General features: G+C 64.6%; 24 protein-coding genes. 18 read left to right on the forward strand and 6 right to left on the reverse strand.

The window, feature by feature from the left end:
* Nucleotides 1–26: 26 nt before the first annotated feature.
* From dmpG to NCHOL11_RS17750, 6 genes are all read right to left on the reverse strand, one after another.
* Nucleotides 27–1,073 carry a 4-hydroxy-2-oxovalerate aldolase gene (dmpG, locus tag NCHOL11_RS17725; RefSeq protein ID WP_097093808.1) on the reverse strand — a complete coding sequence of 349 codons (1,047 nt, stop codon included), beginning with the start codon at nucleotides 1,071–1,073 and terminating at the stop codon, nucleotides 27–29.
* Nucleotides 1,070–2,017 carry an acetaldehyde dehydrogenase (acetylating) gene (locus NCHOL11_RS17730; protein WP_097093809.1) on the reverse strand — a complete coding sequence of 316 codons (948 nt, stop codon included), beginning with the start codon at nucleotides 2,015–2,017 and terminating at the stop codon, nucleotides 1,070–1,072. Before NCHOL11_RS17730 ends, dmpG begins: the two co-directional genes overlap by 4 nt.
* A 48-nt stretch (nucleotides 2,018–2,065) precedes the next feature.
* Complete coding sequence (locus tag NCHOL11_RS17735) at nucleotides 2,066–2,770, reverse strand: fumarylacetoacetate hydrolase family protein (RefSeq protein WP_097093829.1); 705 nt, start codon at nucleotides 2,768–2,770, stop codon at nucleotides 2,066–2,068.
* Between the two features lie 71 nt (nucleotides 2,771–2,841).
* The gene (locus tag NCHOL11_RS17740; RefSeq protein WP_097093810.1) at nucleotides 2,842–3,357 is read right to left on the reverse strand and encodes a flavin reductase family protein; all 516 of its coding nucleotides are present in this window, start codon (nucleotides 3,355–3,357) and stop codon (nucleotides 2,842–2,844) included.
* Nucleotides 3,350–4,183: an alpha/beta fold hydrolase gene (locus NCHOL11_RS17745; RefSeq protein WP_097093811.1), complete on the reverse strand. Its 834-nt coding sequence runs from the start codon at nucleotides 4,181–4,183 to the stop codon at nucleotides 3,350–3,352. The genes NCHOL11_RS17740 and NCHOL11_RS17745 overlap by 8 nt, the downstream gene beginning before the upstream one ends.
* 42 nt (nucleotides 4,184–4,225) lie before the next feature.
* Nucleotides 4,226–5,446: an acyl-CoA dehydrogenase family protein gene (locus tag NCHOL11_RS17750; RefSeq protein WP_236575275.1), complete on the reverse strand. Its 1,221-nt coding sequence runs from the start codon at nucleotides 5,444–5,446 to the stop codon at nucleotides 4,226–4,228.
* A gap of 347 nt (nucleotides 5,447–5,793) precedes the next feature.
* Here NCHOL11_RS17750 and NCHOL11_RS17755 point away from each other — a divergent pair, with 347 nt between their 5' ends.
* The 18 genes from NCHOL11_RS17755 to NCHOL11_RS17840 are packed head-to-tail and all read left to right on the forward strand — an operon-like array spanning nucleotide 5,794 to nucleotide 22,392.
* Nucleotides 5,794–6,720 (forward strand): VOC family protein, encoded by a 927-nt coding sequence (locus NCHOL11_RS17755; RefSeq protein ID WP_097093812.1) that lies wholly within the window; start codon nucleotides 5,794–5,796, stop codon nucleotides 6,718–6,720.
* Nucleotides 6,721–6,764: 44 nt separating this feature from the next.
* Entirely contained in the window at nucleotides 6,765–7,664 is a 900-nt protein-coding gene (locus NCHOL11_RS17760; protein ID WP_097093813.1) for a CoA transferase subunit A, read from the forward strand.
* Between the two features lie 14 nt (nucleotides 7,665–7,678).
* Nucleotides 7,679–8,476 carry a CoA-transferase subunit beta gene (locus NCHOL11_RS17765; RefSeq protein WP_097093814.1) on the forward strand — a complete coding sequence of 266 codons (798 nt, stop codon included), beginning with the start codon at nucleotides 7,679–7,681 and terminating at the stop codon, nucleotides 8,474–8,476.
* 1 nt (nucleotide 8,477) lies between these two features.
* Nucleotides 8,478–9,380, forward strand: a complete 903-nt coding sequence (locus NCHOL11_RS17770) for an enoyl-CoA hydratase (RefSeq protein WP_097093815.1) — start codon at nucleotides 8,478–8,480, stop codon at nucleotides 9,378–9,380.
* On the forward strand, nucleotides 9,380–10,468 hold the full coding sequence (locus NCHOL11_RS17775) for an NAD(P)H-dependent flavin oxidoreductase (RefSeq protein ID WP_097093816.1): 1,089 nt from the start codon (nucleotides 9,380–9,382) through the stop codon (nucleotides 10,466–10,468). The genes NCHOL11_RS17770 and NCHOL11_RS17775 overlap by 1 nt, the downstream gene beginning before the upstream one ends.
* 18 nt (nucleotides 10,469–10,486) lie before the next feature.
* The gene (locus NCHOL11_RS17780) at nucleotides 10,487–11,236 is read left to right on the forward strand and encodes an enoyl-CoA hydratase family protein (RefSeq protein WP_097093817.1); all 750 of its coding nucleotides are present in this window, start codon (nucleotides 10,487–10,489) and stop codon (nucleotides 11,234–11,236) included.
* Nucleotides 11,236–12,390: an acyl-CoA dehydrogenase gene (locus NCHOL11_RS17785; RefSeq protein WP_097093818.1), complete on the forward strand. Its 1,155-nt coding sequence runs from the start codon at nucleotides 11,236–11,238 to the stop codon at nucleotides 12,388–12,390. The genes NCHOL11_RS17780 and NCHOL11_RS17785 overlap by 1 nt, the downstream gene beginning before the upstream one ends.
* Nucleotides 12,391–12,401: 11 nt before the next feature.
* Complete coding sequence (locus NCHOL11_RS17790) at nucleotides 12,402–13,448, forward strand: acyl-CoA dehydrogenase family protein (protein WP_097093819.1); 1,047 nt, start codon at nucleotides 12,402–12,404, stop codon at nucleotides 13,446–13,448.
* Entirely contained in the window at nucleotides 13,441–14,592 is a 1,152-nt protein-coding gene (locus tag NCHOL11_RS17795; RefSeq protein ID WP_097093820.1) for an acetyl-CoA C-acetyltransferase, read from the forward strand. Before NCHOL11_RS17790 ends, NCHOL11_RS17795 begins: the two co-directional genes overlap by 8 nt.
* An 11-nt stretch (nucleotides 14,593–14,603) precedes the next feature.
* Entirely contained in the window at nucleotides 14,604–15,257 is a 654-nt protein-coding gene (locus NCHOL11_RS17800) for a gamma carbonic anhydrase family protein (RefSeq protein WP_097093821.1), read from the forward strand.
* A gap of 6 nt (nucleotides 15,258–15,263) precedes the next feature.
* Complete coding sequence (locus NCHOL11_RS17805) at nucleotides 15,264–16,169, forward strand: SDR family oxidoreductase (protein WP_097093822.1); 906 nt, start codon at nucleotides 15,264–15,266, stop codon at nucleotides 16,167–16,169.
* Nucleotides 16,169–17,254: an acyl-CoA dehydrogenase family protein gene (locus tag NCHOL11_RS17810; protein WP_097093823.1), complete on the forward strand. Its 1,086-nt coding sequence runs from the start codon at nucleotides 16,169–16,171 to the stop codon at nucleotides 17,252–17,254. The genes NCHOL11_RS17805 and NCHOL11_RS17810 overlap by 1 nt, the downstream gene beginning before the upstream one ends.
* Nucleotides 17,251–18,300, forward strand: a complete 1,050-nt coding sequence (locus NCHOL11_RS17815) for an NADP-dependent oxidoreductase (RefSeq protein WP_097093824.1) — start codon at nucleotides 17,251–17,253, stop codon at nucleotides 18,298–18,300. The genes NCHOL11_RS17810 and NCHOL11_RS17815 overlap by 4 nt, the downstream gene beginning before the upstream one ends.
* Nucleotides 18,297–19,088 (forward strand): SDR family oxidoreductase, encoded by a 792-nt coding sequence (locus tag NCHOL11_RS17820; RefSeq protein ID WP_097093825.1) that lies wholly within the window; start codon nucleotides 18,297–18,299, stop codon nucleotides 19,086–19,088. Before NCHOL11_RS17815 ends, NCHOL11_RS17820 begins: the two co-directional genes overlap by 4 nt.
* Before the next feature lie 2 nt (nucleotides 19,089–19,090).
* Nucleotides 19,091–19,552, forward strand: coding sequence for a MaoC family dehydratase (locus NCHOL11_RS17825; RefSeq protein ID WP_097093826.1), 462 nt, complete (start codon nucleotides 19,091–19,093; stop codon nucleotides 19,550–19,552).
* 5 nt (nucleotides 19,553–19,557) lie between these two features.
* A complete protein-coding gene (locus NCHOL11_RS17830; protein WP_255254902.1) occupies nucleotides 19,558–19,998 on the forward strand; it encodes a nuclear transport factor 2 family protein in 441 nt (146 codons plus the stop codon).
* Between the two features lie 15 nt (nucleotides 19,999–20,013).
* Entirely contained in the window at nucleotides 20,014–21,216 is a 1,203-nt protein-coding gene (locus NCHOL11_RS17835; RefSeq protein WP_097093827.1) for an acetyl-CoA C-acyltransferase, read from the forward strand.
* A 3-nt stretch (nucleotides 21,217–21,219) separates the two neighbouring features.
* Complete coding sequence (locus NCHOL11_RS17840) at nucleotides 21,220–22,392, forward strand: acyl-CoA dehydrogenase family protein (RefSeq protein WP_097093828.1); 1,173 nt, start codon at nucleotides 21,220–21,222, stop codon at nucleotides 22,390–22,392.
* Nucleotide 22,393: the final 1 nt, after the last annotated feature.

Consider the following 22,393-nt stretch of genomic DNA (forward strand, 5'->3'; position numbering starts at 1 on the left):
CGCGAATGAACGCGCCCGGCGGCATGTCAGGCCGCTGTTGCGCGTTCTTTCAGCATGTCCAATGCGACATCGACGATCATGTCCTCTTGCCCACCGACCATCTTGCGACGGCCAAGTTCCACGAGGATGGTGCGGGTGTCGAGGCCGTAGGTTTCGGCGGCCTTTTCCGCATGGCGCAGGAAGGAGGAATAGACCCCGGCATAGCCGAGCGCCAAGGTTTCGCGGTCGACCCGGACCGGGCGGTCCTGCAAGGGGCGCACGAGGTCCTCGGCCGCGTCCATGAGCGCATTGACATCGCAGCCATGGTTCCAGCCCTTGCGGTCGGCAGCGGCGATGAACACTTCCAAGGGCGCATTGCCAGCGCCAGCGCCCATGCCGGTGAGGCTGGCGTCGATGCGCACCGCGCCGCATTGCGCGGCGACGATCGAGTTGGCGACGCCAAGCGAGAGATTATGGTGGGCGTGGATGCCGCGCTGGGTCTCGGGTTTCAAGACCCGGTCATAGGCTTCGAGGCGGGCCTTCACCCCATCCATGTCGAGCGCGCCGCCGCTGTCGGTTACATAGACGCACTGCGCGCCATAGCTTTCCATGAGGAGGGCCTGTTCAGCGAGCTTCTCCGCATCGATCATATGGCTCATCATCAGGAACCCTGAGACGTCCATGCCAAGGTCGCGGGCGATGCCGATATGCTGTTTCGAGACGTCGGCTTCGGTGCAGTGGGTCGCAACGCGCACCGAGCGCACGCCGATGTCATAGGCGCGGCGCAGTTCCTCGACGGTGCCGACGCCGGGCAGGATGAGCGTGGTGAGCACCGACCGGGTCAGCACCGAGGCAACCGCTTCGAGCCATTCCCAATCGGTATGCGCGCCAAAGCCATAGTTGAAGCTTGCGCCATTGAGGCCGTCGCCATGGGCGACCTCGATCGCGTCGACCCCTGCGTCATCCAATGCCTTGGCGATCGATTTCACATGGTCGATGCCATACATGTGGCGGATGGCGTGCATGCCATCGCGCAGCGTCACGTCCTGGATGTAGAGCTTGTCGCCCGCTTCCACGTTGAATGTGCTGGTCATGCCGCCACCTTCTTTCCTTCTGCGATGCGCTGCGCGAGCAGCTCGCCGGTCGCCTTGGCGGCGGCGGTCATGATGTCGAGATTGCCCGAATAGCTCGGCAGATAATCGCCAGCGCCTTCGACCTCGAGCAGGATCATGGTCTTGATGCCGGTGAACTCGCCACGGCCCGGGATGGTGAGCTTGTTATTGTCGCCAAAGCGTTCGAACTGCACTTCCTGCTTGAGGCGATAGCCCGGCACATAGGCCTGGACCTTCTTCACCATCGCCTCGACCGAGGCGCGGATGGTCTCTTCGTCGGCGCCTTCGGACAGGGTGAACACCGTGTCGCGCATGATCATCGGCGGTTCGGCGGGATTGAGGATGATGATCGCCTTGCCCTGCGCTGCGCCGCCGACCTTTTCGATGGCGCCAGCGGTGGTGCGGGTGAACTCGTCGATATTGGCGCGGGTGCCAGGCCCCGCCGAGCGCGAGGAGACCGATGCCACGATCTCGGCATAATGGACGGTCGCGACCTCAGAGACCGCAGCGACCATCGGGATCGTTGCCTGTCCGCCGCAGGTCACCATGTTGACATTGCCCGCATCGAGATTGGCTTCGCCGTTAACCGTGGGGATGGTGTAGGGGCCGATCGCGGCGGGAGTGAGGTCCACTACCTGCTTGCCGTCCTTGCGCAGCGCTTCGTCATGCACCTTGTGAGCATAGGCGGAGGTCGCGTCGAACACGATGCCGATCTCAGGGTAAACGTCCATCTTCATGAGGCCTTCAAGGCCCTCATGGGTGGTGGCGACGCCGCGCTCGCGCGCCATGGCGAGCCCTTCGGACTTTTCGTCGATGCCGACCACGGCCACCAGTTCCATATTCTGGGGATATTTGATCATCTTGATCATGAGGTCGGTGCCGATATTGCCCGACCCGATGATCGCCGCCTTGACCTTGCCCGTCATTCTTCACTCCTCACGGCATCGCGACCGGGCGATGCCCACTTTCCATATTCAGATAAAGCGCGCGGTGCAGCTGCCGACCCCGTGGAGCTGCATCTCGAACACATCGCCTGGCGCTGCCGGTTCGAGTGGCACCAGGCTGCCTGACAATATCACATCGCCAGCCTCCAGGGTAACGCCATAGGCGCCCAGCGTATTGGCAAGCCAGGCGACCGCTTGCGCGGGCGAGCCCTGCACCGCATGGCCATAGCCTTCGCTGAGCGGCGCGCCATTCTTGGTGACCGTGACATGGAGATTGGGAAGATCGTGGTCGCGCGGGTTCACACGCGCCTCGCCCAGCACATAGACGCCGCAGGACGCATTGTCGGCGACGGTATCGACGATGCCGATCTTCCAGTCCTGGATGCGGCTGTCGACGATCTCGAAACAGGGGACAATGCTGTCCGTCGCGGCGATCACATCGTCCGCCGTCACGCCCGGCCCCTTGAGGCTGTCTTTCAGGATGAAGCCGATCTCGGCCTCGGCGCGCGGGGCGATGAGGCCGTTTGCCGCGACATCGATGTCGCCCTCGATATACATGCGGTCGGTGAGGAACCCGAAGTCGGGCTGGTGCACGCCCAGCATGTCCTGCACGGCTTTTGAGGTGACGCCGATCTTCTTGCCGATGACCTTCTCGCCATCGGCCTTGCGGCGTTCGAGCGCGCCCAGCGAGATGGCATAGGCGTCATCGATGGTGAGCTCAGGGTAGCGCGCCATCAGCGGCGGCACGGTGCGCTTGTCCCGCAGCGCCTGGTAGAGCTCCTCTGCAAGCCGGTCATTAAGGTCGCTCACAGATAGGCTCCGTCCTGGAAGATGAGGGGATCGACCGCGTCGCTGAGGCGCACCGCCTTGACCCGTGCGATGACGATGCTGTGGGTGCCAAAGGGGGTCATGCTCTCGATCGTGCAGGAGAGGTTGGCCTGCGCTTCTTCGAGGATCGGCAGGCCATGGGGATCGGCGGTCCATTGCCCCACGCCAAAGCGCGCCTCGCGCGCGACCGCGCCGCCGAACGCTGCCGACACCTCGCGCTGGTGGCGCGAGAGGAGGTTGATGCTGACCGGGCAGCCGGGCGAGAGATGGGCGTGGATGCCGGCTGTCTGGTTGACGCAGACGAGCACTGCGGGCGGGTCCATGGTGAGCGAGGTGATCGAGGTCGCGGCCATGCCGACCGGCGCCTTGCCTTCGCCCAGCGCGGTGACGATCGCCACGCCCGAGGGCAGGCGGCGCATCGCGCCCTTGAGGCCCACAGTGACGTCCACGGGTTCTGGAACCGGCACGGATGGCGCAGGCGCGGGGTCAGCCATTCAGGAAGTCCAGCGAATAGCGGTTGAACTCCTGAGCCCGCTCGACCTGCACCCAATGGCCGGTCTGCGAGAAGGTGAGGCAGCGCACGTCGGGACAAGCGTCGAGGAAGAGCCGCGCATGGCTTTCGGGGCAGAATTCGTCATTGAGACCCCAGAGGACGAAGATCGGCTGCGCAACCTCGCCAAGGCGCGGGCCAAGGTTGGGGGTCTTCACCCGGGCGAGCACATCCTTGGGCTGGGTGCGCGCGACGGCGAAACGTTCCTCGACCAGCGCGTCGGTCACATGATGGGCCGAAGAAGGGTGCATGAGGTTGCCGATGAGGCGGCGCTGTTCCTCGATATTGAATTCCGGGCTGCCAAAGCCCGAGCGCATCTTGGCGATGCCGGGCATGGTGAAATAGCTCGCCTGTTCCGCCACGCAGCCGGGCGCCATCAGGATGAGCTTGCCGATGGAGAAGTCGGGATGGTCGAGCGCGATCTGGAGGGCGATGCCGCCGCCCAGCGAGTTGCCGATGAGGTGGCCGCCTGTGATCCCATGCTGGGCAAGGGCATCGAGCAGGGTCTGCGTAAACAGTTCGAGCGGATAGTCGGCTTCGGGCTTCGACGAGGCACCATAGCCGATGAGGTCGGGCAGGATGACGCGATAGCCCGCGTCAGCGAAGACTTGCGCATTGTTGCGGAAGTTGGACGCGCCCGATGCGCCGGGACCACTGCCATGGATGAAGATGACGGTCGGGGCATCGGTCGGCGCCCCTGCGATTTCCGCGATCGAAATCTCATATCCGCCCGCAACGCTATAGGTCTTGCGGATCAATTCACTGCCCATGGGCAATCCTCTTTTTGCCTGTGCCAGATGCCATATGCGCGATCAGATAAAGGTGAAGGCGGGCGGTTCACCATTCATCGTGCCGATGACGTCGCTGGTGCGGTTGGCCGGGTCGTTGGCGACATGGGCGCGCGCGGCGTGGAGGTCGAGCCAGGGCTGGAGGATCGGGCTCGACATGTAGATCGCCCGGCCGCCCAAAAGCTTGACCATGCCATCGGCAAGCTCGGCCATGCGGCGCACGACGCTGGCGGACTGGTAGGCAAAGAGCGCGCGCTTTTCCATTGGGACGGGCTCGTTACGCTCGGCATAACCCATCAACTCGTTGAAGGTCGTGCGGTGGGTGAGCTCCATCTCGTTGGTCTCGGCGATCGCGCGGGCGATGGCGGCGTGGAGATTGGGGTCGGCCTTGGACGCCTTGCCGGTGTTGGTCGAGACGCGGCTGCCCATGATCTCCATCGCGGCCGAGGTCGCGGCGCGGATGCCGCCGAAGGCGGCGCTGGAGACCGAGCGGATGAAGAGCTGCGCCCAGGGGATGCGGTAGAGCGGCGCTGTGTTGGTTTCCTGGCCCGGATTGGTGCCGGCAAAGCCGTCGCTCGCCTTGTGGGTGCGGTGTTCGGGCACGAAGACGCGCTCGACCACGATGTCGAAGCTGCCGGTGCCCTGGAGGCCGAACGTGTCCCAGGTGCCTTCGATCACCTGATAGTCGGAGCGCGGCAGCAGGAAGGTGCGCATGTCGGGCGGGCCACCATCGGTGTCGAAATTGATCGCGCCAAGCAGCACCCAACCGCAGTGGGAGGAGCCCGACGAAAAGCCCCAGCGGCCCGAGAGGTAGAAGCCGCCATCGACCTTTTCCACCTTGCCGACCGGCTGATAGGTGGAGGAGACGAGCATGTCGGGGTCCTCGCCCCACACTTCCTTCTGCGCCTCGTCATGGAAGAGGGCGAGTTCATAGGGGTGGCAGCCAAGGACGCCGTAGATCCAGCCTGTCGACATGCAACCTTCAGCGAGCGCCTTCTGGATTTCGAAGAAGACATTGGGGTGCATCTCATAGCCGCCATAGCGCTTGGGCTGGAGCACGCGGAAGAAGCCTGCCGCCTTCATCTCGGCGACGGTCTCGGGAGGCACGTCATGAGCGATGGTGCAGGCCCGGGCGCGTTCCCGCAGCACCGGGATCATCGCCTTGGCTTTGGCGATCAGGCTTTCGGGCGAAGCTATTCCTGCATTCGCCTCGTCAATGGGTCGGCTTGCTACTGCCCCAGTCATCATCTTCTCCATTGTAGGCGACTCTGCTTCAGATTTGCTATATGCGTAGTTTATATAAATACCCGTTACGCAAACTGTCAAGGCAAACAGGGCTTGCGCATTTGGGCCGTTGCTTATAGGCGGATCGGGAACGAATTGCCATAAGCTCGTTGAGCGCGCTTAACGCGCCTCCCCAGGCCCAGGCGCAGAACAAGGGCAGCAGCGCCTGCCTCATGCGTATGGGCCCTGTGCATATGGGGAAGGCCATTTTGCAACGCTTGGGCAGAGATGATGGCCGGAAACATGGGAAAGGCCCGTAAAAGACGGGAAGACCCCTTGGTACGGGAAGATAGGGCGAGGTGCTTAAAATGGCAGTGATATCCCTGGGCTATGTGGTGATCGAGGCGCAGGACCTTGGGCGCTGGCAGGATTTTGCCTGCAATATCGCAGGGCTGATGGCAGCGCCTTCGCCCAGCGAGGATGTGGCGCTCTTTCGCATGGACGACCGGCCCTACCGCCTGTGGGTGGAAAAGGGCGCGGCCGACCGTTTCGTGGCGCCGGGCTGGGAATGCGCGAATCGCGAGGCGTTCGAATCGGTGCTGGCCCGCCTCGAGGCGGCAGGCCGCCCGGTGACGCGCGCGGGCGTCATGGAAGCGCGCGCGCGCCAGGTCTATGAGCTTGCCCGCTCGTCGGACCCTGCGGGCAACCCGATGGAGCTCTTCTACGGCCGCTTCGTCGACTATGCCCCCTTCACCTCGCCCGCAGGCGTCAGCCGCTTCGTGACCGGCAGCCCGGGCGGCGCGGACGGCGACATGGGGATGGGCCATGTCGTGCTCACCGCCCCCAATTTCGAGGAAACCCACGACTTCTACAGGGACGTCATGGGCTTTGGCGACACCGACCTTGGCCGCTTCTACCTCCAGGGCGGGGGCGAGGATGATCCGGGCGTGGGCTTTGCCTTCATGCACTGCAACCCGCGCCACCACAGCCTGGCGCTGGGGCAATTGCCCGAAAGCCCCAATGGCGCTGTGCACATGATGCTGGAGGTCGGCTCCCTCGAGGATGTCGGCCGCGCCTATGACCGGGTCTTGAAGAGCAAGGGCAAAGTTCCCCTGTCGGCGAGCCTTGGCCGTCATGTCAACGACAAGATGACCTCTTTCTACATGCAGACACCAGGCGGTTTCGACATCGAATATGGCTGGAACGGCCTGGTAATAGACCCCGACACATGGGTCCCCACCACCAGCCTCGCGGTAAGCGACTGGGGCCATAAATGGGCCCATGAACAGGACTGACTGGCAGGACTGCGCACGGGACCGGACGAGACTGACGTAAAAGGATGACTGAGACTATGCTCGACAAGCGCATGACGGTGGACGACATCGTCGACCAGATTTCCGACGGGATGACCATCGGCATCGGCGGGTGGGCAACGCGCCGCAAGCCCATGGCGCTCATTCGCGCCATCGCCCGGTCGAACCTGAAGGACCTGACCCTCATGGCGGGCTATGGCGGCATGGACATCGGCCTGCTCGCCGCCACCGGCAAGATCCGTAAGCTCGTCTTCGCCTTTGCAAGCCTCGACCATTATCCGCTCGAACCCCATTTCCGCAACGCCCGCCAGGCCGGCGCCTTCGAGGTGCTGGAACTGGACGAGGGCATGTATCATTGGGGCCTGCGCGCAGGCGCCATGAAGCTGCCCTTCCTGCCGACCCGCGTCGGCATCGGCACCGACATCATCAACCAGTCGGGCTTCGACTTCAAATTCGTGAAGAGCCCCTATGCAGATGGCGAGGAATTCGTCGCCATGCCAGCGCTCGTCCCCGACATCGCGCTGATCCACGCCCACCGTTCCGACGAGCGCGGCAACATCCTCACCCTCTCGGTCGATCCGATCTTCGATGAACTGCTCGTGCGCGCTGCAGGCAAGAGCTATGTGACGGTCGAGAAGATCGTGCCGACCGCAGAGCTCGATATGAAGAAGAACAGCCGCTACAACCTTGTCGAGCGGGCGATGATCACCGGCGTCGCTGAAGCGCCGCTCGGCGCGCACCCCACCAGCGCTGATCCCGACTATCAGCTCGATTTGAAGCACATCAAGACCTATGTCGAAAGCGCCGCCTCGCCCGAAGCCTGGGCCGACTACAAGGCGAAATATATCGACGTGTCCGAAGCGGACTATCAGGCAGCGATCGGCGGCGAAGAAGCCGTCAAGCAGCTTCCCGTCCCCATTTACTAAGAGCGAGACCGAACATGACCCAGAATAGCTATTCGCTCGCTGAACTCGTCATCGTCGCCTGCGCCGAAGTCTGGCGCGATGATGGCGAGGTGATGGCGACCGGCATCGGCCCCCTCCCCCGCATCGGCGCTGGCCTTGCCAAGCTCTCCTTCGCGCCCGCGATCCAGACCACCGATGGCGAGGCCTGGTATACGAGCGAGCCCGTCGGCCCGGGCAAGCGCGCCGCCGAGCCCGAGTTCGAAGGCATCGCCAATTATGACCGCGTCTTCTCCGCGCTGTGGAGCGGCCGCCGCCATGCGCTGGTCGGCCCGGTGCAGATCGACCGCTTCGGTCAGGCGAACATCTCGGTGATCGGCGACCACAAGAAGCCCAAGGCCGCGATGCTCGGCGCGCGCGGTTTCCCGGGCAACTCGATCAGCCACCCCAACAGCTTCTTCTTTGCGAACCACAACAAGCGTGCGTTCGTGGAAGGCGAAGTCGATTTCGTCTGCATGGCGGGCTACAACCCGGCGCGCTACCGCAATGGCGCTCCGCCCCAGGGCCTGGACCTGCGCCGCATCATCACCAATTTGTGCGTGATGGATTTCGGCGGCCCCGATCACCAGATCCGCGTGATCTCGCTGCATCCGGGCGTCACCTTCGAGGAAGTGCAGGACAATACGGGCTTCCCGCTGGCGAAGGTCGAGGGCGAAATCCCGGTGACGCCTGCGCCGACGGCCGAGCAGCTGGAGCTGATCGCCAAGATCGACCCCAACAATGTCCGGGCCACCGTGTTCAAGGACAATCCGGCCGGAGACAGAAGGGCAGCCTGAGATGAACGAGACCGACCGCCTGGTCGAACCGCAGCAGGTCGACATTGTTTACGAAACCGATGAGCCGGTCACCTATGAGGTGATCGATCATGTCGCATGGATCATGATGAACCGCCCGGGCTTCAACAACGCCCAGAACGGCCAGATGACCTATGCGCTTGACGACGCGTTCGTGCGCGCCGTGAACGATGACGATGTGCGCGCGATCGTGCTGGGCGGTAACGGCAAGCATTTTTCGGCAGGCCACGACATCGGCACGCCGGGCCGCGACGTGCACCAGCATTTCGAGAACCGGCTGCTGGTGCCGGGCCATGTCAACAAGCCTGCGGCCGAACTGCTCTACACCCGCGAGAAGGAGCAATATGTCGGCATGTGCCGACGCTGGCGCGACGCGCCAAAGCCCACCATCGCCATGGTGCAGGGGGCCTGTGTCGCGGGCGGGCTCATGCTTGCCTGGGTGTGCGATTTGATCGTCGCCACCGACGATGCCTTCTTCCAGGACCCGGTCAACCGCATGGGCATCCCGGGCGTCGAATATTTCGCCCATGCCTATGAACTCCCCCCGCGCGTCGCCAAGGAATTCCTGCTGCTGGGCGAGCGGATGAGCGCGCAGAGGGCCGAGCAGTTCGGGATGGTCAACAAGATCGTGTCGCGCGAAGCGCTGCGCGAAACCGTCGCAGCCATGGCGGCCAAGCTCGTCGCCCAGCCCCGCCTTGGCAACTGGCTGACCAAGCAGGCGATCAACCATGTCGAGGAGCTGATGGGCAAAAGGAACGCGATGGAGGCGCAATATCATATGCACCATTTCGCCCATGCCCAGAATGACCTCGTCCAAGGCAGCTCGATTGCGGGGCTCGACGCCAAGAAGATGGCTGAGGCCAATAAGAAACAGGCGAGCGAATGATGGGCGACCCGCTGCACACGATCATGACCGAGCGGCTTGGCTGCCGCTGGCCGATCATCCAGACCGCGATGGGCTGGGTTGCCGAGCCTTCGCTGGTCATTGGCTCCAGCAATGCAGGCGCCTTCGGCTTCCTGGGCGCCGCCGTCATGACCCCGGACGAAGCGCGCGAGAAGATCCTCGCCGTCCGCAACGGCACCGACAAGCCCTTTGGCGTCAATTTCCACAGCTTTCAGCCCGGCGCTGACCAGATTGTCGAGCTGATCCTCGCCAACAAGGATCAGGTCCGCGCGGTCAGCTTCGGCCGTGGTCCCAATGCCAAGATGATCGGCCGCTTCAAGGATGCAGGGATTCTCTGCGTCCCCACCGTCGGCGCGGTCAAGCATGCGCAGAAGATGGTGGAACTCGGCGTCGACATGGTCAATGTCCAGGGCGGCGAAGGCGGCGGGCATACAGGCTCTGTCCCCACCACCGTGCTGCTCCCCCAGGTGCTCGATGCGGTCAAGGTGCCGGTGATCGCCAGCGGCGGCTTTGCCGATGGACGCGGCCTTGCAGCTGCCCTTGCCTATGGCGCGGTCGGCATCGCGATGGGCACGCGCTTCCTGCTCACCAAGGAAAGCCCGGTGCCCGACAGCGCCAAGGCGGAATACTTGAAAGCCTCGACCGACCGCATCGTCGTCACCACCAAGCTCGACGGCATCCCCCAGCGGATGGTGCGCACCCGCCTCATGGACCGGATCGAGAAGTCCGGCTCTTTGGGCATGTGGCTGCGCGCGATCGAGGCGGGCATGGCGATGAAGAAGCAGACCGGCGCAAGCTGGATGGACTTCATCAAGTCGGCGCGCGGCATGACCGCCCATGGCGCAATGCCCTTGAAACAGGCGATGATGGCCGCAACCATGCCGATGCTGATCCAGAAGGCGGTGGTCGAGGGCGACATCGAACATGGCGTGATGGCGACCGGCGTCGTCGGCGGGCGGATCGGCGAGATCCCGACCTGCCAGGAGCTGGTCGACCGCATCGTCGCCGAAGCGCATGAGCGCCTTGCAGCGCTCGCCGCGATGGGCCGGCAAACCGCCAGCGCCGCCTGAGAAAGAAGGACAAAACCCATGCCGATCACGCTCAGCATCAACGGCGCCATCGCCGAAATCCTGTTCGACCATCCCCCGGTCAACGCCTTCGACACCAAGGGCTGGGAGTCGATCCCCGCCATGGTGTACGAGGCAGCGGCCAACGAGGATGTGAAGGTCATCCTGATCCGCGCCGAGGGCCGCGGTTTCTGCGGCGGCGTCGACATCAAGGAGATGCAGGCGCACCCCGAGCGCATCGCCAAGCTCAACAAGGATAATTACCTCACCTTCAAGGCGATCCGTGAGTGCGCGATTCCGGTGGTCGGCGCGCTCCATGGCTTCGTCATCGGCGGCGGCGTCAATATCGCGGGCGCCTGCGACGCGCTGATTGCCGCTGAAGGCGCCTATTTCTCGCTGCCCGAGATCGATCGCGGCGCGATGGGGGGCGCTGCCTTCATGAGCCGCATGCTCCCTGTCCAGATGGTGCGCGCCAATTTCTTCACCGGCGGCCGCATTCCGGTGGAAGACGCCTACCGCCATGGATCGGTGCACAAGGTCGTGCCGCTCGAGCAGCTGAAAGAGGAGGCCTATGCCTTCTGCGAGGTGATCGCGTCCAAGAGCCGCGCCGCCCTCATCATCGCCAAGCAGGCGCTGAACCTGATCGAGCCCACCGACCCCTCGGCCCATTACCGGATCGAGCAGGGCTTCACGCTCGAAATGTACATGCATGAAGACAGCCAGAAGGCGCGCGACGCCTTCGTGGAAAACAAGGGCGCGGCGAAATTCTGATGGACCTGACTTATACTCCCGAGCAGCAGGCGTTCCGCGCCGAAGTGCGCGCCTGGCTCGACGCCCATGTGCCTGAGCATCCGCTCGAGCATTTCGACGCGACGCGCGAGGGTTTCGAGGCGCACCGGCAATGGGAAAAGACGCTCAAGTCCGGCGACTGGGGCATGGTCACCTGGCCACGCGAATATGGCGGGCGCGGCCTCGACCTCATCCAGTGGCTGATCTTCGAGGAAGAATATTATCGCGCCGGTGCGCCCGGCCGCGTCAACCAGAATGGCATCTTCCTGCTGGGGCCGACGCTCATCGAGTTCGGCACCCATGAGCAGAAGCAGCGCTTCCTGCCCAAGATGGCGTCAGGCGAGGAAATCTGGGCGCAGGCCTGGTCCGAACCGATGGCGGGCTCCGACCTGGCGGGCGTGCGCGCCACGGCGGTTCGTGAGGGCGACGAGTATATTTTGAACGGCCACAAGATCTGGTCGAGCCGCGCGGTGTTCGCCGACTGGGCGTTCGGCCTGTTCCGCGAGCCGGGGTCCGAGCGCCACAAGGGAATGAGCCTCATCTTCTTCCCCTTGAATGCGCCGGGCGTGACGGTCAATGCGATCAAGAAGATCAACGGCCATGTCGGCTTTGCCGAGATCTTCCTTGAAAATGTCCGCGTCCCCGCCTTCAATCGCTTAGGGGAAGAGGGCCAGGGCTGGCACATCTGCATGGCGACCGCAGGCTTTGAACGCGGCCTCATGCTGCGCTCGCCCGCCCGCTATCAGGTGGCGGCCAAGAAGCTGGCCGAACTTTGGGCCGCCAACAAGGAAAGCGCTGATCCTGGCCTCGAGGCCGATGTGGTGCGCGCGCACATGAATGCCGACGCCTATGCGCTCAACATCTACCAGACCGCCTCGCGGCTGATGGCGGGCGCGAAGATCGGGCCTGAAGCCTCGACCAACAAGATCTTCTGGTCCGAACTCGACATTCATCTGACGCAAACCGCGCTCAACATCCTTGGGCCCCAGGCGGAACTGACGCACGAGGCCCCGGACGCGAACGCCGTCGACTGGATCGACGACTATATCTTCGCGCTCGCCGGACCCATCTATGCAGGCTCCAACGAAATCCAGCGCAACATCATCGCCGAGCGCATGCTCGGCCTGCCGCGCTAAGGGGAATTGAGATGGACTTCACCTTAAGCGAAGAACAGCTGATGTTCGCCGAGACCGCGCGCTCGCTGTTCGCCGACAGCTGCACGCCCGACCATTGGCGCCGCATGATGGAAGCGAATGAAGCGATCGATCCCACGCGCTGGGCCTCGATCGTCGAAACCGGCCTCACCCTCGTGCTGCTGCCCGAAGAAGCAGGCGGCATCGGCCTTGCCGAAACCGACTTCGCCCTCATCGCGCAGGAAGCTGGCTATGTCGCCCTTCCCGAACCGCTCATCGAAAGCGCAGGCGTCGCAGCCCCCTTGCTCGCCGCCCTTGCGCCCGATCATGCGCTGCTCAGCGAGCCCAGCGCGACGATCGCGATTGCGCATCCCGCCAACCCCTATGTGGCGAACGCGGACAGCGCAGGCGGCATCATCCTGCATGCCGATGGCGAGGCTTTCCTCGCCACCCCCGACCAGGTGACGCTGACCGCCCAACCCAGCATCGATCCCTTCCGCCGTTTGTTCTCGGTCGAATGGAGCAAGGATAAGGCAACGCCGCTTGGGCCAAATAACCAAAATGGGGCCGACTGGGACCTCGCCTTCGACCGCGCAGCGCTCTTCAACGCGGCCTTTGGCCTTGGCCTTGCCCAGCGCGCGGTCGACCTCGCCGTCGACTATGCCAAGGAACGCCAGCAGTTCGGAAAGCCCATCGGCAGCTACCAGGCGGTCAAGCATCATCTCGCCTCCGCCCAGGTCGCAATCGAGTTCGCCAAGCCCGTAGTCGCTGCGGCGGCCGCCGAGATCGGCGCGCGCGACACCCAGGCCCGCGCCCGCGTCAGCCATGCCAAGCTCGTTGCATTGGAAGCCGCCGACAAGGCCGCCCGCGCATCGATCCAGGTGCATGGCGCCATGGGCTACAGCTGGGAGGTGGACGTCCACCTGTTCTTGAAGCGCACGGTTGCGCTCACCCAGACATGGGGCACGCCCGCCCACCACCGCGCGCGCATCGCCACGCGCATCTTCACCCAGCCCATGGGGCCGGACCAGACCTTCGCCCGGGAAAAGACCAATGCCTGAAGCCTATATCATCGACGCCGTTCGCACCCCCATCGGCCGCAAGAAGGGCAGCCTTGCCCATGTCCATCCGGCCGATCTTGGCGCGCACCCGATCAAGGAACTGGTGACCCGCACCGGCATCGATCCGTCAGGGGTCGATGACGTGGTGTGGGGCTGCACCGAAACGATCGGCGGCCAGGCGGGCGATATCGGCCGCACCGCATGGCTGGTCGCTGGCCTGCCGGAAGAAATCCCCGGCGTCACCGTCGATCGCCAGTGCGGCTCCAGCCAACAGGCCGTCCACTTCGCCGCGCAAGGCGTGATGAGCGGCACCCAGGACCTGGTGGTCGCAGGCGGCAGCCAGGCGATGAACCAGATCCCGATCATGGCCGCCATGATCGCAGGCGCGCAATATGGCTTCGACAGCCCCTTTTTCGGCTCCAAGGGCTGGGTCGAGCGCTACGGCACCGAAGAGGTGAACCAGATCCGCTCGGCCGAGATGATCGCCGACAAATGGGGCATCAGCCGTCAGGCGATGGAAGAATTCGCCCTCGCCTCCCACCAGCGCGCGCAGGCCGCCTGGGACAATGGCTGGTTCGATTCCGAAGTGGCTCCGCTCGAGGGCCTTGGCCGTGACGAGACCATCCGTCCCACCACCTCGCTCGAGGGCCTCGCGTCCTTGAAGCCCGTCAATGAAGGCGGTGTCATCACCGCAGGCGTCGCCAGCCAGAATTGCGATGGCGCAGCAGCCCTCCTCATCGCCAGTGAAAAGGCGGTCAAGGAGCATGGCCTCAAGCCCCGCGCCCGCATCCACCACCTCTCGGTCCGCGCCGCCAACCCGGTCTGGATGCTGACCGGCCCGATCCCCGCCACTCAATATGCGCTCAAGAAGGCGGGCATGAGCCTCAATGACATCGACCTTTTCGAATGCAACGAGGCCTTCGCCAGCGTCACCATGGCCTGGATGAAGGAACTCGACATCCCCCATGAGAAGGTCAATGTGCAGGGCGGCGCGATCGCGCTCGGCCACCCGATCGGCGCGACCGGCGCGCGGCTCATGACGACGCTTTTGAATGCGCTGGAACGCACCGGCGGCCGCTATGGCCTCCAGACCATGTGCGAAGGCGGCGGCCAGGCCAACGTCACCATCATCGAGCGATTGTAAGAGGCGCGCCCATGCCCGCCTACGCCTATCAGGGGATCACGCCTGTCGTCGATCCATCGAGCTACATCCATCCGCTCGCCTCGCTGATCGGCGACGTAATCGTCGGGCCGGGCTGCTTCATCGCGCCCGGCGCTTCCCTGCGCGGCGATTTCGGAAGGATCATCGTCGAGGGCGACAGCTCGATCCAGGACAGCGTGACGGTGCATGCCAACCAGCTGCGCGACACGGTGATCAAGCGCGGAGCGACCATCGCCCATGGGTCGATCATCCATGGCTGCGAGATCGGCGAAAATGCGCTCATCGGCATGAACGCGGTCATCCTCGACAATGCCGTCATCGGGGATGAAAATCTCGTCGCGGCGCTCGCCCTTGTGAAGTCCGATACGGTCACGCCGCCACGCAGCCTGGTCGCGGGCAACCCCGCCAAGGTGGTCAAGACGTTCGAGCCGCACCAGGTCACCTGGCGCAACAATGGCGAGGGGGAGTATCAAAAACTCGCCCGCGCAGCCTTGACCGACCTCGTCGAAGCGCAGCCGCTGCGGCAGGCCAGCCCCGAGCGGCTTAGCCAGCGCAGTCAATCGGAAGCGGTCGCCGTGCGCCTCTCGGGCGCAACCGCACAGCTGCGCGAGGAACGCGCCGCGCAAACAGAAATAGCCAAGGAGTAAGAAGACGTGGGTATCTGCGAAGGACGTGTTGCGATCGTGACCGGGGCCGGCAATGGTCTGGGCAAGGCCTATGCGCTGGGCCTCGCGGCGCAAGGCTGCAGGCTTGTGGTCAATGATCTTGGCGTTGGCACCCATGGCGAAGAAGGCGCGACCAAGGGTGCGGCCGAACAGGTGGTGGACGAGATCAAGGCGATGGGCGGGCAAGCCGTCGCCAACACCGACGACGTCGCTGAATGGGAATCCGGCAAGCGCATGGTCGAACAGGCGCTCGACAGCTTCGGCGGCTTGCATGCCGTGGTCAACAATGCCGGCTTCGTGCGCGACCGCATGTTCTTCACCTGCTCCCCTGAAGAATGGGATGCGGTGATCCGCGTCCATCTGCGCGGCCATTTCTGCACTTCGCGCCACGCCGCTGAATATTGGCGCGCGCAGAGCAAGGCGGGCAATCCGGTCGACGCGCGCATCATCAACACGACCTCGGGCGCAGGCCTGCAGGGCTCGGTCGGCCAGTCGGCCTATTCGACCGCCAAGGGCGGCATCGCGACGCTCACCCTGGTGCAGGCCGCAGAGCTTGGCCGCCTCGGCATCACCGCCAACGCGCTCGCGCCCAACGCCCGCACCCGCATGACCAACACCGGCGCGTTCGACATGGAGGCGAAAGAAGGCGAGTTCGACCTGTTTGCGCCGGAAAACATGGCCCCGCTCGTCGCCTATCTCGTCTCGGAACAGTCGAAGGGCGTCACCGGCCAGGTGTTCGAGCTGAAGGGCGGGCAGGTCTTCCTCTCGCAAGGCTGGACCGACAGCCCCGCCTTCGACAAGGGCGCGCGCCTCGAAGCCAGCGAGATGGACGCGATCGTGCGCAAGCTTCTTGAGACCCGCGAGCCTGCAAAGCCCGTCTACGGAGCCGCCTGATGGATTTCGCGCTCAGCGACGATCAGCGCGCGATCCAGGAAGCCGCCCGCGACTTCCTGACCGACGCCGCCAACCCGGACGTCATCCGCGCCGCCGTTGAAGGCACCACAGGCTTTGATGAAAGCCTGTGGAACAGCCTTGGCGAAATGGGCTTTGCCGGGCTCATGATACCCGAGGCCCAAGGCGGGCTTGGCCTTGGCGCGGTCGAAATGGCGCTGGTCCTGGAAGAAACCGGCCGCGTCCTTGCGCCTGTTCCCTTCTTCGAAACCGCCGTGCTCGCGGTGCAAGCCATACTCGCGGCAGGCAGCGAGGAGCAGAAGGCGGCGCTGCTCCCCCGTCTCGCCTCGGGCACGCGCGCCTGTTTCGCTGGCACCGCAAGCCGCCCGACCCTTGTCAACGGCCGCTTGACCGGCCAGGCCAAGTTCGTGACCTTCGGCCATGTCGCAGAGCTCATCATCGTCGCCACCGCCGACGACAGCCTCGTCGTCCTCGAAGCGGATACCCCCGGCCTTGCCATCGAGGCGCTGCCCGCGCTCGACCGCACCCGCCGCTTTGCAACCCTGACCTTCGACTGCGCCGTCACCCCGGACATGATCCTGGGCGCGCCCGGCAGCGCGAAAGCCGCGATCGACCGCACGCTGACCATCGGCGCTGGCCTGCTCGCGGCTGAACAGACCGGCGGCATGCAATACAGCCTCGACGCCACGGTCGACTATGCCAAGCAACGCGTCCAGTTCGGCCGCCTCATCGGCTCCTTCCAGGCCTACAAGCATATGCTCGCCGACATGATGCTGCTGGTCGAAGCCTCACGCTCGGCCGCCTATTATGCCGCCGCCGCAATCGACGAGAACGGCGAAGAGCTGGCCGAAGCCGCCCACGCCGCGCGCGCCTATGTGTCCGACGCCTATTGCTCGGTCACGGGCGATGCCATCCAGCTCCATGGCGGCATCGGCTTCACCTGGGAACATCACGCCCATCTCTATTTCAAGCGCGCTAGAGCTTGCGCGAGCTGGCTCGGCACCCCCGAACAGCATCGCGAAGCGCTCGCCGCCCTGCTGATCGATGGAGACAAGATCGCCGCATGACGGGCGCGCCCGCCCTCCCCTCCACCATGCAGGCCATGGCGATGGACGGCTTTACAGGGCCGCAGGCGATCCGCGCCCGCGACCTGCCTACCCCTGCGCCCGGCCCAGGCGAAGCGCTGATCCGGATCGCGGCGGTGGGGGTCAACCCGGCCGACTGGAAAGCCTGCGCGGGCTTCCTCCCCTTCCTGCCCGACAGCTTCCTGCCGCTGGTGCCCGGCTTTGACGGCACCGGCACGGTCGTGGCGCTCGGCGAAGGGGTGAGCGCGCTGCAAGTGGGCGAGCGCGTCGCCTTCCTCTCCAGCCTGCCGCTGGGGCGCGGCGGGACCTGGGGCGACTATGCCATCTGCCTGGCCGCGCAGGCCGTGCCCCTGCCCGACAATCTCTCCTTTGCCGAGGCCGCCACCATCCCGGTGCCCGGCATCTCCGCGCGCGAAGCCCTGCTTGTCCAGGGCAAGCTGGCGCCCGGCGAGCGCGTGCTCGTCAATGGCGGATCGGGCGGCACCGGCCTCTGGGCGATCCAGATCGCGCGGGAGCTTGGCGCCCAGATCGCCGCGACCGCAGGCCCCGTCAACCAGGACCTGCTCGCCAGCCTCGGCGTCCACTGCCCGATCGATTACCGCCATGAAAATGTGGCGCACAAGGTCGCTCAATGGGCGCCCGAAGGGGTCGACCTCCTCCTCGACACCGTCGGCCAGGGCAGCATCGCCGATCCTGCCGCGCTCATCCGTCCGGGCGGCCGCTATGTCGCGATCGAAACCATGCTGCCGCACGAGGCGCTGCCCGATGCGGAGCGCTTCGCCGCCAAGGGCATAGCCGCCATCCGTGCCTCGGCCAGTTACGAAAGCGCGCCCGAGCATCTCGCCGCGCTCGTCGCCGCCACCGCGCAAGGCCGCATGACGCCCCCGCCGCTTGAAACCCTCTCTTCAAGCGAAGCCGCCGCCGCCATGGCGCGCGTGCGCGAGGGCCATGTGCGCGGCAAGATCATACTTGTCACAGACGATCATCTGACGGCAAAGACCGCAGCAACCATGAAGGACCCCGCATGACCCCGACCTCGCCCGTGCCGCCCTATCCGACGCCTTTGGGGATGCTCAAAGGCAAGACCGTGGTCGTGACCGCGGCGGCCGGCACCGGCATCGGCTTTGCCGCCGCCAAGCGCGCCGCCGAAGAGGGCGCAAAGCTCCTCATCAGCGACTTCCATGAACGCCGCCTCAATGAAGCGGCCGACCGCATCGCGCAGGAAGTCGGCTGCGAGCGGCCCGCTGTGTTCGTCTGCGACGTCACCAGCGAAGAGGCCGTGCAGGCCCTGCGCGACGCCTCCCTGGCCGCGCTCGGCAAGGTCGATGTCCTCATCAACAATGCAGGACTTGGCGGCGAGGCCGATATCGTCGACATGACCGACGAGCAGTGGGCGCGCGTGTTCGACGTGACGCTGACCTCGCTCTTCCGCATGACCCGCGCGTTCCTCCCCTCGATGTACGCCAACAAGTCGGGCGTCATGGTCAACAATGCCTCGGTCCTTGGCTGGCGCGCGCAAAAGGGCCAGGCCCATTATGCCGCCGCAAAAGCAGGGGTCATGGCCTTCACCCGTTGCGCCGCGATCGAGGCGGCCGAGCATGGCGTGCGCATCAATGCGGTCTCGCCCTCCCTTGCCATGCACCCCTTCCTCGCCAAGGTGACGACGCAGGAAGCCTTGGACAAGCTGGTCGAGAAGGAAGCCTTCAAGCGCCCCGCCGAGGTCTGGGAAATCGCCAATGTCATGATGTTCCTCGCCTCCGATCTCTCCTCCTACATGACCGGCGAAATCGTCGCGGTCTCGAGCCAGCGGGCGTAACCATGGCCACCATCTTCGAAAATCCGCGCGATCTCCTCGGCAAGGAGGGCACCCGCCTCGACACCTCCGACTGGCTCACCATCGAGCAGTCGCGCATCGACGCCTTTGCCGACTGCACCGGCGACCATCAGTGGATCCATGTCGATCCGGTCCGCGCCAAGGACGGCCCGTTCGGCGCGACCATCGCGCATGGTTATCTCACCCTCAGCCTCGTCAACCTGTTCATGCCCCAGATCGTCGAGGTCCGGCGCTTTTCCGCAGGGGTCAATGTCGGCATGGACAAGACCCGCTTCCTCAATCCCGTGATCGTCGGCTCGCGCATTCGCGGCACAGGCGAAATCGTCTCGGCGCAAGAAGTGAAAGGCGGCGCCATCCAGGCGGTGATCCGCGTCACCGTCGAGATCGAAGGAAAAGACAAGCCCGCCTGCGTGGTCGACACCATCAACCGCTATTTTCCGGAATAGAAGGCTTGGTTCACCCCCTCCTCGCCCTCACATTGAGCCTGCTCGCCACCAGTCCCGTTGGAGCCAAGACCATGCCCGATCCCATTAAGATGGAAGCCGCCGTCAACGCCTATGTCGCCGCGTTCGAAGCAGGCAGCGCCGACCAGGTCGCCGCCCTCTATGCCGCCGACGCCACGGTCGAAGACCCCATCGGCTCGCCCATCCACAAGGGCCGCGAGGCGATCCGCGCCTTCTACGCTGAATCGATGAAGACCGGCGCGAAGCTGAAGCTTGAAGGCCCGGTCCGGGTCGCGGGCGACTATGCCGTCTTCCCCTTCTCGGTGAACCTCAATTATGACGGCGGCCACAAGCGCATCGACGTCATCGACACCTTCCGCTTCAACGAGGCGAACGAGGTCGTCGAAATGCGCGCCTTCTGGGGCCCCACCAACATGCACGGCTTTTAAGTAAAGGACCATTCGATGCGTGAAGCAGCCATCATCTCGACCGCCCGCACGGGCGTCGGCAAAGCCTATCGCGGCGCGTTCAACGACACCGAAGCGCCGTTCATGTCCTCCCATGTGGTCGACGCCGCCATCGCCCGCGCAGGCATCGATCCCGCCCGCGTCGACGATGTCTATCTCGGCGTCGCCAACCAGTGGAATACCCAGAGCTACAATGTCGGGCGCCTGACCGTCCACGGCTCGGTCCTCCCCGACACCACCAGCGGCTTCTCGATGGACCGCAAATGCTCCTCGGGCCTCAACGCCCTCGCCTTCGCCGCGCGCGGCATCATCGCCAACGAGATCGACTGCGCCGTCTCGGGTGGGGTCGAGAATGTCTCGCTCACCATCGACAAACATTATCCCGCCTTCCGCAACCGCTCCGAGTTCATCAAGGCGCGCGATCCCAACGCTTACATGGTGATGATCGAGACCGCCGAGATCGTCGCGGAACGCTATGGCATCAGCCGCGAGGATCAGGACCGGTTCGCCGCCCAGTCGCAGCAGCGCGCCGCCGCTGCCCAGGAAGCGGGCAAGTTCGATGACGAGATCGTGCCGATCACGGTCACCAAGGCCCTTTTCGACAAGGAAGGCAATGAGACCGGCAAGGAAGAGCTGACGCTCACCAAGGACGAGGGCATCCGCGCAGGCACCACCTATGAAAAGCTCGCTGAACTAAAGCCCGTGTTCAAGAACGGCACGGTCATCAAGGAAGGCAAGCATGTCACCGCCGGTAACGCCAGCCAGCTCTCCGACGGCGCATCGGCGCAGGTGGTCATGGACCTTGCCACCGCGCAGAAGGAAAACCTCCCTATCCTCGGCATTTATCGCGGGTTCCAGGTCGCAGGCTGCGGCGCGGACGAAATGGGCATTGGCCCTGTGTTCGCCATCCCCAAGCTGCTTGAGCGCACCGGTCTTAAGATCGACGACATTGGCCTCTGGGAATTGAACGAAGCCTTTGCCAACCAGGCGATCTACTGCCAGCGCACGCTCGGCATCGATCCGGAAAAGCTCAACGTCAATGGCGGCGGCATCGCCATCGGCCATCCCTTCGCCATGACCGGCAGCCGCCTCGTCGGCCATGCGCTGATCGAAGGCAAGCGCCGCGGCGTCAAATATGTGGTCGTCTCCATGTGCGTCGCTGGCGGCATGGGCGCGGCCGGTCTGTTCGAGGTCGCCTGATCCATGCAACTCGCCTTCGCCCCTGAACTCAAGGCCTTCCGCGAGGAGGCCGCCAGCTGGCTCAATGAACAGCTTGGCGGCCCGTTCAAGGCCATCCGCGGCCAGACCAACCAGGTCGACAATGTCGAGGAACGCCGCGCCTGGGAAGCAGCGCTGGGCGAGGCGCGCTGGAGCGTCATTGGCTGGCCCGAGCAATGGGGCGGGCGGGGTGCCTCGATCGCGCAGCAGATCATCTTCGCCGAGGAATATGCCCGGGCCAAGGGTCCGCCCCGCGCCGGGCACCTAGGGGTCGAGCTGCTCGGGCCGACGCTGATCGCCATGGGCAGCGAGGAACAGAAGGCAAGGTTCCTCCCCGACATCGCCACCGGCAAGGCGATCTGGTGCCAGGGCTATTCCGAACCCGGCGCAGGCTCCGACCTTGCCAATGTGAAGACGAGAGCCCGGCTTGAGGGTGACAAGTACATCATCGACGGCCAGAAGATCTGGACCTCGATGGGCACGATCGCCGACTGGTGCTTCGTGGTCGCCCGCACCGAGCCCGGCAGCGTCGGCAACAAGGGCCTCTCGTTTCTCATGGTCCCCATGGACCAGCCCGGGGTCGACGCCCGCCCGATCCGCCAGATGACCGGCGAGGCCGAATTTGCCGAGGTGTTCTTCGACGGCGCAGAAGCGCTTGCCATCGACCGCATCGGAGAGGAAGGCGAAGGCTGGAAGGTCGCCATGGCGCTCCTGGGCTTTGAACGCGGGGTCTCCACCCTCGCCCAGCAGATGCAGTTCAGGAACGAACTCGACGACATCATCGCCATCGCCAAGGCCAATGGCTCGGCACAAGACCCGCTCACCCGCCAGAAGATCGCCAAGGCCCATGCCGGGCTCAAGATCATGCGCTACAACGCCTTGCGCATGCTCTCAGGCGGCGAAAACAACCCCGACCTCACCGGCGCCGCCTATACCTACAAGCTCTACTGGTCCCAATGGCACAAATCCTTGGGCGAACTCGCCATGGAGGTCATGGGACAACAGGGCGAAACAGGCATCAACGAAGAACGGTTCGACAGCCTCACTACCATGTACCTCATGGCACGATCCGACACCATCTACGCAGGCACAGACCAAATCCAGCGCAACATCATCGCTGAACGCGGATTAGCTATGCCACGAGAACCAAGAGGGTGAC

This window comes from Novosphingobium sp. Chol11, from assembly GCF_900218065.1.
Taxonomy (GTDB): domain Bacteria; phylum Pseudomonadota; class Alphaproteobacteria; order Sphingomonadales; family Sphingomonadaceae; genus Sphingobium; species Sphingobium agri.

Coding starts and splice junctions, on each gene's coding strand:
- NCHOL11_RS17795 (WP_097093820.1), top strand. CDS start 13,441: ATGCCTGAAGCCTATATCATCGACGCCGTTCGCACCCCCATCGGCCGC.
- NCHOL11_RS17730 (WP_097093809.1), bottom strand. CDS start 2,017: ATGACGGGCAAGGTCAAGGCGGCGATCATCGGGTCGGGCAATATCGGC.
- NCHOL11_RS17765 (WP_097093814.1), top strand. CDS start 7,679: ATGACCCAGAATAGCTATTCGCTCGCTGAACTCGTCATCGTCGCCTGC.
- NCHOL11_RS17775 (WP_097093816.1), top strand. CDS start 9,380: ATGGGCGACCCGCTGCACACGATCATGACCGAGCGGCTTGGCTGCCGC.
- dmpG (WP_097093808.1), bottom strand. CDS start 1,073: ATGACCAGCACATTCAACGTGGAAGCGGGCGACAAGCTCTACATCCAG.
- NCHOL11_RS17755 (WP_097093812.1), top strand. CDS start 5,794: ATGGCAGTGATATCCCTGGGCTATGTGGTGATCGAGGCGCAGGACCTT.
- NCHOL11_RS17740 (WP_097093810.1), bottom strand. CDS start 3,357: ATGGCTGACCCCGCGCCTGCGCCATCCGTGCCGGTTCCAGAACCCGTG.
- NCHOL11_RS17815 (WP_097093824.1), top strand. CDS start 17,251: ATGACGGGCGCGCCCGCCCTCCCCTCCACCATGCAGGCCATGGCGATG.
- NCHOL11_RS17780 (WP_097093817.1), top strand. CDS start 10,487: ATGCCGATCACGCTCAGCATCAACGGCGCCATCGCCGAAATCCTGTTC.
- NCHOL11_RS17840 (WP_097093828.1), top strand. CDS start 21,220: ATGCAACTCGCCTTCGCCCCTGAACTCAAGGCCTTCCGCGAGGAGGCC.
- NCHOL11_RS17770 (WP_097093815.1), top strand. CDS start 8,478: ATGAACGAGACCGACCGCCTGGTCGAACCGCAGCAGGTCGACATTGTT.
- NCHOL11_RS17745 (WP_097093811.1), bottom strand. CDS start 4,183: ATGGGCAGTGAATTGATCCGCAAGACCTATAGCGTTGCGGGCGGATAT.
- NCHOL11_RS17810 (WP_097093823.1), top strand. CDS start 16,169: ATGGATTTCGCGCTCAGCGACGATCAGCGCGCGATCCAGGAAGCCGCC.
- NCHOL11_RS17750 (WP_236575275.1), bottom strand. CDS start 5,446: ATGACTGGGGCAGTAGCAAGCCGACCCATTGACGAGGCGAATGCAGGA.
- NCHOL11_RS17790 (WP_097093819.1), top strand. CDS start 12,402: ATGGACTTCACCTTAAGCGAAGAACAGCTGATGTTCGCCGAGACCGCG.
- NCHOL11_RS17825 (WP_097093826.1), top strand. CDS start 19,091: ATGGCCACCATCTTCGAAAATCCGCGCGATCTCCTCGGCAAGGAGGGC.
- NCHOL11_RS17800 (WP_097093821.1), top strand. CDS start 14,604: ATGCCCGCCTACGCCTATCAGGGGATCACGCCTGTCGTCGATCCATCG.
- NCHOL11_RS17735 (WP_097093829.1), bottom strand. CDS start 2,770: ATGGCGCGCTACCCTGAGCTCACCATCGATGACGCCTATGCCATCTCG.
- NCHOL11_RS17785 (WP_097093818.1), top strand. CDS start 11,236: ATGGACCTGACTTATACTCCCGAGCAGCAGGCGTTCCGCGCCGAAGTG.
- NCHOL11_RS17820 (WP_097093825.1), top strand. CDS start 18,297: ATGACCCCGACCTCGCCCGTGCCGCCCTATCCGACGCCTTTGGGGATG.
- NCHOL11_RS17835 (WP_097093827.1), top strand. CDS start 20,014: ATGCGTGAAGCAGCCATCATCTCGACCGCCCGCACGGGCGTCGGCAAA.
- NCHOL11_RS17760 (WP_097093813.1), top strand. CDS start 6,765: ATGACTGAGACTATGCTCGACAAGCGCATGACGGTGGACGACATCGTC.